This is a genomic window from Rhodopirellula maiorica SM1, assembly GCF_000346295.1.
GTDB classification, from domain to species: domain Bacteria; phylum Planctomycetota; class Planctomycetia; order Pirellulales; family Pirellulaceae; genus Novipirellula; species Novipirellula maiorica.
In genome coordinates, this window is the sequence record NZ_ANOG01000505.1 from 1 (window position 1) to 7,709 (window position 7,709).

10 protein-coding genes and 1 pseudogene are annotated in these 7,709 nt (G+C 54.4%); 10 read left to right on the forward strand and 1 reads right to left on the reverse strand.

The window, feature by feature from the left end; all coding sequences use genetic code 11:
* The 9 genes and pseudogenes from RMSM_RS16030 to RMSM_RS16060 form a co-directional block, all read left to right on the forward strand.
* A partial coding sequence (locus RMSM_RS16030; RefSeq protein ID WP_040767367.1) for an ASPIC/UnbV domain-containing protein occupies positions 1 to 751 on the forward strand: 751 nt, incomplete at its 5' end.
* A gap of 342 nt (positions 752 to 1,093) precedes the next feature.
* Positions 1,094 to 1,270, forward strand: coding sequence for a hypothetical protein (locus RMSM_RS40990; protein WP_160168302.1), 177 nt, complete (start codon positions 1,094 to 1,096; stop codon positions 1,268 to 1,270).
* 187 nt (positions 1,271 to 1,457) lie between these two features.
* A pseudogene (locus RMSM_RS39865) lies at positions 1,458 to 2,751 on the forward strand (DUF1559 family PulG-like putative transporter).
* Between the two features lie 58 nt (positions 2,752 to 2,809).
* The gene (locus RMSM_RS43775) at positions 2,810 to 3,022 is read left to right on the forward strand and encodes a DUF1559 family PulG-like putative transporter (protein WP_081614181.1); all 213 of its coding nucleotides are present in this window, start codon (positions 2,810 to 2,812) and stop codon (positions 3,020 to 3,022) included.
* Positions 3,023 to 3,207: 185 nt separating this feature from the next.
* Entirely contained in the window at positions 3,208 to 3,726 is a 519-nt protein-coding gene (locus RMSM_RS41785) for a hypothetical protein (RefSeq protein WP_173405126.1), read from the forward strand.
* 32 nt (positions 3,727 to 3,758) lie between these two features.
* Positions 3,759 to 3,896 carry a hypothetical protein gene (locus RMSM_RS42655; protein WP_008698201.1) on the forward strand — a complete coding sequence of 46 codons (138 nt, stop codon included), beginning with the start codon at positions 3,759 to 3,761 and terminating at the stop codon, positions 3,894 to 3,896.
* A 176-nt stretch (positions 3,897 to 4,072) separates the two neighbouring features.
* Positions 4,073 to 5,212: an alkene reductase gene (locus RMSM_RS16050; protein ID WP_008698203.1), complete on the forward strand. Its 1,140-nt coding sequence runs from the start codon at positions 4,073 to 4,075 to the stop codon at positions 5,210 to 5,212.
* A 139-nt stretch (positions 5,213 to 5,351) separates the two neighbouring features.
* Complete coding sequence (locus RMSM_RS16055) at positions 5,352 to 5,963, forward strand: SAM-dependent methyltransferase (protein ID WP_008698205.1); 612 nt, start codon at positions 5,352 to 5,354, stop codon at positions 5,961 to 5,963.
* Positions 5,930 to 6,187 (forward strand): hypothetical protein, encoded by a 258-nt coding sequence (locus tag RMSM_RS16060; RefSeq protein ID WP_144057692.1) that lies wholly within the window; start codon positions 5,930 to 5,932, stop codon positions 6,185 to 6,187. Before RMSM_RS16055 ends, RMSM_RS16060 begins: the two co-directional genes overlap by 34 nt.
* A gap of 27 nt (positions 6,188 to 6,214) precedes the next feature.
* Here the strand turns inward: RMSM_RS16060 and RMSM_RS40995 are convergent, their stop codons facing one another.
* On the reverse strand, positions 6,215 to 6,355 hold the full coding sequence (locus RMSM_RS40995; RefSeq protein ID WP_008698209.1) for a hypothetical protein: 141 nt from the start codon (positions 6,353 to 6,355) through the stop codon (positions 6,215 to 6,217).
* Between the two features lie 132 nt (positions 6,356 to 6,487).
* Here RMSM_RS40995 and RMSM_RS16065 point away from each other — a divergent pair.
* Positions 6,488 to 7,709, forward strand: a 1,222-nt coding sequence (locus tag RMSM_RS16065) for a sulfatase-like hydrolase/transferase (protein WP_052031661.1), incomplete at its 3' end; no start/stop codon positions are given.

Genomic DNA, 7,709 nt, shown 5'->3' on the forward strand with positions numbered 1-7,709 from the left:
TTTGAATCTCGATCAACGAGCCGATTTTTACGTGACCAATTTCTCCGGCGAATACAACACGCTGTACGAGCAACAGTCCGCAGGGACATGGAAGGACAGCACGGCGAAGAAAGGCTTGATCGCCAACGTGTTGCCGATGGTCGGGTTTGGTACCGTTGCAGCGGACTACGACAACAATGGTTTGCCTGAATTGTTCGTTAGCAACGGCAATGTGGACACTTACGTGGCAGACGAAACCACCAACGAGCCGGTGCTTCAGACGCAGCCCGTCCAACTCTTCGAACTCAATTCTGCGCTCCAGTACACGTCGATTCAATCGCAACAAACCGACGACTACATGCGACAACGTCATTTCGGACGCGGCGTTTGGACATGGGATGTCAATCGCGATGGTCGCGTCGACACGGGCGTGACGCATCAAACCGAAGCCGTTGCGGTTTTGGTCAATCACAGCGAGACAACGAATCACTGGATCGAATTGCAGTTGGTCGGTGTGAAATCGGCGCGCGACGCCATCGGCAGTCGTGTCACCCTGCATGATCAAGGCTTCGATCGAGTGGGCTGGGTCACCGCAGGCGATGGCTATTTGTGCAGCAGCGAACGCGTCGTGCGATTCGGGATTGGCAAGTCAAGTTCGCCATGCCGTATCACTATCAGCTGGCCCGATGGCAGTACGCAAGCCTTAGAGGAGCTCTCGCTCGACGCCCGATGGCAGATTGTGCAAGGCAACGCCCCGCATCGGCTGGATTGACCCCGCGATGTCGGGCGCCGCTGTGCCTAGGGAAAACGCTGTGTCTAGGGAAAACGCTGTGCCTAGGGAAAACGCTGTGCCTAGGGAAAACGCTGTGCCTAGGGAAAAACAGCGTTGTTGTGGCTTCACATTGTCTCGGGAATCGCCGGAACCGGTTTGCTGTGTCGCTCAAGCATTCGCTCAGCGAATGGACGCTACTGAACAAATTCGCAGCACACAGTTAGGTGCGATGCGTAAATCTACGCCTTACATCGTGGATTGTAGCTTGACTCCACTCCTTTGGCTGCCTAGATTTAGTCTATAGACTTTGTGCTGTGTGACCTATTTAGCGAGGTGATTGAAGTGCGTTTATCGACAGTACGTGGGGCTTTTATCACCGGTTCGGTCCTTTGGTTGGTGGTGTTGATCGGCTGCGGAGGACCGGATAACTCGAATTCGTCTCCTGAGGTGGATGAACTGCAGCAGTTTCTGTCGGAGCATCCCGACATTGATAATCCTGAGGATGAGGGGCCTCCATGATTTAACGGCCCCGTAGATTTGTCATGTGTCATTCCGCGTCGCGGTCACGCGACTGCAGCTTGTGTTCGCGGTCAACGTTCGACTCTCTTCGGGTGTACTCGGCACTACATTTCCATTCGCCGGCGCTTTTGATGCGAGGCGGCTACTTTTGACCTTTCTTTTTTCTTTTGTAGGCGGAGGATCTGAAATGATTAAACCATTGCACCGAGCGGGCTTCACGCTTGTTGAGTTGCTAGTTGTGATCGCCATCATCGGAGTGTTGGTGGGATTGCTGTTACCCGCGGTCCAGGCTGCTCGCGAGGCGGCACGGCGGATGAGCTGTAGTAACAACTTCAAGCAACTTGGTTTAGCGATTCACAACTATCACTCCGCCTACAATCAATTGCCGTTGCAAATGGGAGGCTCGGCCCAGGTGTCTGGATTTGCCGCCGACGCGCGGCGACCGGGAACTGCGACGATCCCGAAGGGGAACAATCGTTTCTGGTTAAGTGCGTTGGTGGGGCTGACTCCTTTTTTGAACAGCAATCCCTTTGGGAACAGATCAGCAACCCCTATCTGATTCCCGCAGGGGATCCTGGAGAAGGGCTATTGTTTTCAGCAATGGGCCCCTACCCGGCAAAGGACTTGGCACAGGAACACAAGGTCATGGCGAGAGCATGTATCGGCCATGGTTGACCACGATTGGGACATTGCGTTGTCCAAGCGATCCCGGCGACGGTCTGCCTGCGCAAGGCCGTACAAATTATGCGTTCTGTCTCGGAGACGCGATTCAGCAAACCGACGAAGGGTATACCAGCGTATCGGGTTTCAAAAACAGTACCCGCGCCCAGCGGGCTCGCGAGTCATGTCGAGGCGCATTCGTCCCTCGAAAAACGATGCGGTTCCGCGATATCTTAGATGGGCTTGCCAACACGGTCGTGATGGGCGAGATCAAAACGGATCTCGGAGACCGGGATGCATCGACCGAGCTCATCAAAAGCACCACTGAGAATATTCTGCGCACCAATCCTGGGGTTTGTGGATCACAGCGAGACCCTGAGCGGCCTGCATTTTGGTTGCAATCGCTTGGCAGCGGTTTTGCATTCACCGGTGGAGCCGAGCGTCGACGAGGCTATGCGTGGAGCTTCGGAAACGCGATGAATACTGGGTTTCATACGATCCTTCCACCCAACAGTGAGATTTGTGCGTCGAATTGGGTGAACGCGAGTGGTGGCTCTTCAAACGGCGCGTATTGGGGCGAAGGTGTGTATTCGACAAGCAGTCGCCATCAAGGCGGAGTGCACGTGTTGATGGGCGACGGTGCGGTCAAGTTCGTGACTGATTCGATCGAAGCAGGTCAAAGCAGTCACGCCACGGTGCGACAGGGTGGCACCTCGGCTGACCCCGTATTCGCAACCACTCCTGGGTCCCCAAGCCCGTTTGGTTTGTGGGGAATGCTAGGAACCCGCGCGGGTAAAGAGGTCATTGACGAACCGTTTTAATCTCGTCCGCCCGTCGGTTGTCCTTGAGGGGACAATGCCTGGTTGAACGAAGAGTAGAATCGGAGCCGCTACCGCTTCGAATAATCCTTGGGGAACTGGTCAGAACGGAGGGTGGCCTGGAAATCACTCGATCTTCAATTCGACTCACCCCGGTGGAGCCCAATTCCTTCGCATGGATGGTTCGGTCCAGTTTGTGACGGAAAACCTCAATTTCGAGACTCTCTCGAAACTGGTTAACCGACGTGATGGCGAAACGATCGAAGAAATTTAGTTCTCGTCGGGGCGATCGAAGCTGAACTTGCTATCTTGTACGACGGCCATTCGTGGCCGTCTTTGCTTTGGGAGCCAGAGTTGGTTTTGAGCCGGCGTTAGTTTTATCCCAACAGTGATGGGGGATTCACTCGCCAAACCACTACTTCGCTTTTATTTCAGTAACACTTTGATTTTAGTATGAAGATGATACAAATGATTGAGATCCATGCGAACGTCTCGCGGGTCGCAGCTGTTTTAGTGCTATTGACTGCGTCAATGAGTGTGGGCTGTCGGCCAAATGATAAACCCGATCTAGCGGTCGTCACAGGAACGCTGACCAAAAACAACCAGCCTTATATTGGCGCGACAGTCGAGTTCTATCCCGAGCAGCCCGGCGCGGCCTCGTACGGAACCACAGACGAAACGGGTCGATTCACTCTCCGTTACTCCACCGGCGATCCAGGAGCCGTGCCTGGCAAACACGCCGTCCACGTGATCGGGGGACGTGTGAAAGGTGGCGACGGGGCCAGCGCCACGCAGTCCGAAGCGACCGAAGCGACCGAAGCGACCGAAGCGACCGAAGAGACCGAAGAGACCGAAGAGACCGAAGAGACGTCAGCGACGGCGGATTCGTCCTTGACGGGCGGTCCAGGAACGGTCGCGAATTTAACCGCCAAAGTGTTTGAAGGGAAAGTCAACGACATTCCATTGACGATTCCTTAAGCCCGCGACTACCGTATCGGATTCGCAGCTTAATGCTGTTCTTTTTCATGGGACGCCCATGTGGCGTCCACTTCTTTGCCGCCGGTTGGCTGCCGTATCACTACGGCATCTTATTGACCGACCTGGATTCCCACGGCCGCGTGCAGGCTCGGAAAGTCCACCAAAATTGATGCGGCGCGGTATTTGCATCCGCCCTGCGGTGGAGTGGGGTTGATGGCATCAGCGGTTCAGACTCGCTGTGCGTTGGGTCGATTTGACGAGCATTGCCCCTTGCCTTGCTTGAAAAGTACTTAATCGTTTGACGTTAGGAACTCGAATCAATCGTCTCCCCCCAAAGTAGAAACCGATGTCCACCGAAAACAAGCTTCTTTCCACTTACCGGCTCGGTGATTTGCAGCTGAGCAGTCGTGTCGTGATGGCGCCGATGACGCGTGGACGTGCGGGACAGGAGATGACCGCCAACGAGCTGATGGCGACGTATTACGAGCAGCGTGCCGGTGCGGGTTTGGTCATCACCGAGGGCACGTTTCCTTCGCGAATGGGAGTGGGATGGCTACACGCTCCGGGGATCTACACCGACGAAATGGCAGAGGCGTGGCGACCGGTGGTTCATGCGGTCCATCGCCATGAAACACCAGTTTTTATGCAGTTGTGGCATACCGGTCGCACATCGCACAGCGATTTTCTTGATGGCAAGTTGCCGATTGCCCCTTCGGCCGTCCGGCATCAAGGGTCCGGCACCCCGACGCCAAAGTCCGACGGCAAAGAGGTACCTCGTCAGACGCCTCGGGCTTTAGAAACGCATGAAGTTCCCGGCGTGGTTCATGAATATCATCAAGCTGCCGAGCGAGCCAAGGGGGTTGGTTTTGACGGTATCGAAATTCATGGTGCAAACGGCTACTTAGTCGACGAGTTCTTGCAATCGCGAACAAACAAACGTGATGACGCATATGGCGGTAGCATCAAAAAGCGGTTCCAATTTCTTAAAGAAGTAATTGAAGCGACCTTAACCGTGTTTCCTTCGAATCGCATTGGTGTACGTCTCAGCCCCAATGGCAAGTTCAACGACATGGGATCCGAAGATTTTCGTGAGCAGTTTTTGTATGTTGCCGAGGCCCTGGATTCATACGATCTGGCCTATTTGCATCTCGTCATCGGCGCCGATTTCGGAGGCTTTCACGAAATGGGCGAACCGATGAGGTTGTCCGAATTCCGCAATGTCTACAGCGGTACGATCATCGCCAACAACGGTTTCGACCAAGAATCAGCGGAACAGGCAATCGGAAATGGCGAAGCCGATTTGGTTGCGTTTGCACGCCCGTTTATAAGCAACCCCGATTTAGTCAATCGTTTTGCCAACGGTTGGCCGCTGGCTGAACCGAATCAAGAAACGTTCTACACTTTCGACGCCGAAGGCTACACAGACTATCCAGCCTTCATCCCGCAACAAGAACTTGTACAGCGTGACGCAAGCGGAGCCAAGTGAATCCCGGCGGCGACGCTGGGGGAGACAGACAAGTTTTCTCGCTGGAAATCGAGATTTAAATGCTTTGCAGCGGCACCCGCACACGTCACGATGGATAGGGTTCGAGCGTTTGCTTCATTCCTAGTTGAGGGCGGAAACCATGATCGCTATCGAAGGCGTCCGCAAGGACTCCATTCGCAGTCACTATCAACTTGGTACGCTTTTCTATCGGTTGCTGTGGGGGCCTCACATTCATCATGGGCTTTGGCATGGTGACGAAACGCCCTACGTTGCACAGTGTCAATTGACGGACACGCTTGCTGATAGAGCTCGCATTCGCAGCGGCGACAAGGTCGTCGATATTGGTTGTGGAATGGGCGGTTCGTCGATCCGGTTGGCCAAGCTTCGTAGTTGTGACGTGACCGGCGTCACACTCAGTCCCGTACAACGACGTTGGGCTATGGTTTCATCAAAGCTGAAACGCGTGGGCAAACGGACTCGGTTCATCGCCGATGATGCCGAGCAAGTCAGCTTTGATCCTGCCAGCTTCGATGTCGTGTGGAGCGTCGAATGTACCGAACATCTGTTTGACAAATCACAGTTTTTTCAACGAGCGGCCGGATGGTTGCGACCGGGCGGCCGGATCGCGATCTGTGTTTGGTTCGAAGGGGAAGACACAACCACGGGGATCATCGCCGACAATGCGAAGAGGTGTGCCAGCGTTTTGTGTGCCCGTCGTTGGCCACGCGAGCAGACTACGCTCGCTGGATGACCGATGGCGGATTGCGAGTCACTTATAACGAAGACTGGACCGACCGCGTCGCACGAACGTGGGAAATCTGTAAACAGCGTGTCCAGCGGAGCGGGGTTCGCCACATCGCCAAAGTGCTTGACCGAGAACAAGTCGATTTCATCGACGGTTTCGACACGCTTCTGAATGCTTATCGCAGCGGAGCGATGCAGTACGGAGCCATCGTCGCTGAAAAACAAGCATGACACTCGACGCAAAATGCAGCACTCGCGTTAATCGGATGAGCCGCGGGCCGTCAGACGATTCAAGTCGTGGACCGGAAGGTCGGCTAATTCGGTCATGAACGACTCGTCAAACACCAATCGGTCGCGAGAATACTTGCGAATTTGGTTTAATACCTTGAATCTCGCCACCTGGGCCACTGTCGAGAAGAGCCGAATTTAGGTGTGGCTGGACGCGATCCCTTCGATGATAATCTCTGATGGCCGCGCTAGGCGTCCTCTATTCTTGTCGAACGTTCACCTCCTAACCCCCCAAAATAATCCATGGATCTCCTTCGACGATTCTCGAAATCATCGCGAATTTGGGCCACGTTGTTCTCGCTGCTGTGCGTCACTACGGCATTCGCCGGTGAACGACCGAATATTATTTTTTTGATGTCCGATGATCAGAGTTTTTACTCGCTGGGCTGCTATGGTAACGAGGATGTGAAAACGCCCAATCTAGACCAATTGGCCGCCGACGGGATGGTGTTTGACAATCACTATGATACGACCGCCATCTGTATGGCCAGTCGTGCCAATGTGATGACCGGGATGTTGGAATACAAAACCGGCTGCAATTTTGATCACGGGCCGATGACGCAAGACAAGTGGCAGCAGAGTTACCCAATGCTGCTTCGCGGAAACGGTTACCGAACCGGTTTTGCAGGAAAGCTAGGATTCGAGGTAGTCGATGCACCGGGGAGCAAAGACTTGCGACTTCCCAGCGACGATTTTGATGTGTGGGGCGGAGGTCCAGGCCAAACGAGTTACAACACCCGACAAAATAAGTCGATGGCAAAGTACGCCGACGAGTATCCGCACTCAACATTGTCCTACGGTGCCTTCGGTCGCGACTTTGTTCGTGATTCGGCTGCCAAGGAGCAGCCGTTCTGCTTGTCGATCAGCTTCAAAGCACCTCACATGCCCGCGACACCCGATCCTCGTTTTAATGATGTCTATGCAGGGATGACATTCAAAAAACCGGCCAACTTCGGTCGCGAACATGGCACGCACTTTTCCAAGCAAAGTCGTCAAGGGCGTCAATACGAGCGGTTTCATTCCTGGCACTACTCGGACGATTACGACAAAGTCATGGCAAAGTACCATCAACAGATTTACGCCATCGACGTGGCCGTGGGAATGATCCGTGAAGCGTTGGAAGAACATGGAGCCAGTGAGAATACCGTGATTTTCTACACTTCGGACAATGGGTTTTTGTGCGGTTCGCATGGCTATGGTTCCAAGGTGCTGCCGTACGAAGAAGCGTCCCGCGTCCCGTTGATCGTTTACGATCCTCGGCACCCAAACCGTGGAAAACAACTGCGAACCGACTCGCTAACCGGCAATATCGATTTTGCTCCGACCATTCTTGCCTTGGCCGGCATCACGCCGCCCAGCAACATGGATGGACGCAGTCTGATGCCGGTCCTTGATGATCCGACCACCGACATCCACACCTCGCTGCCGCTGATCAACGTATGGGGCCCAGCCCAAGTCCAGTCGC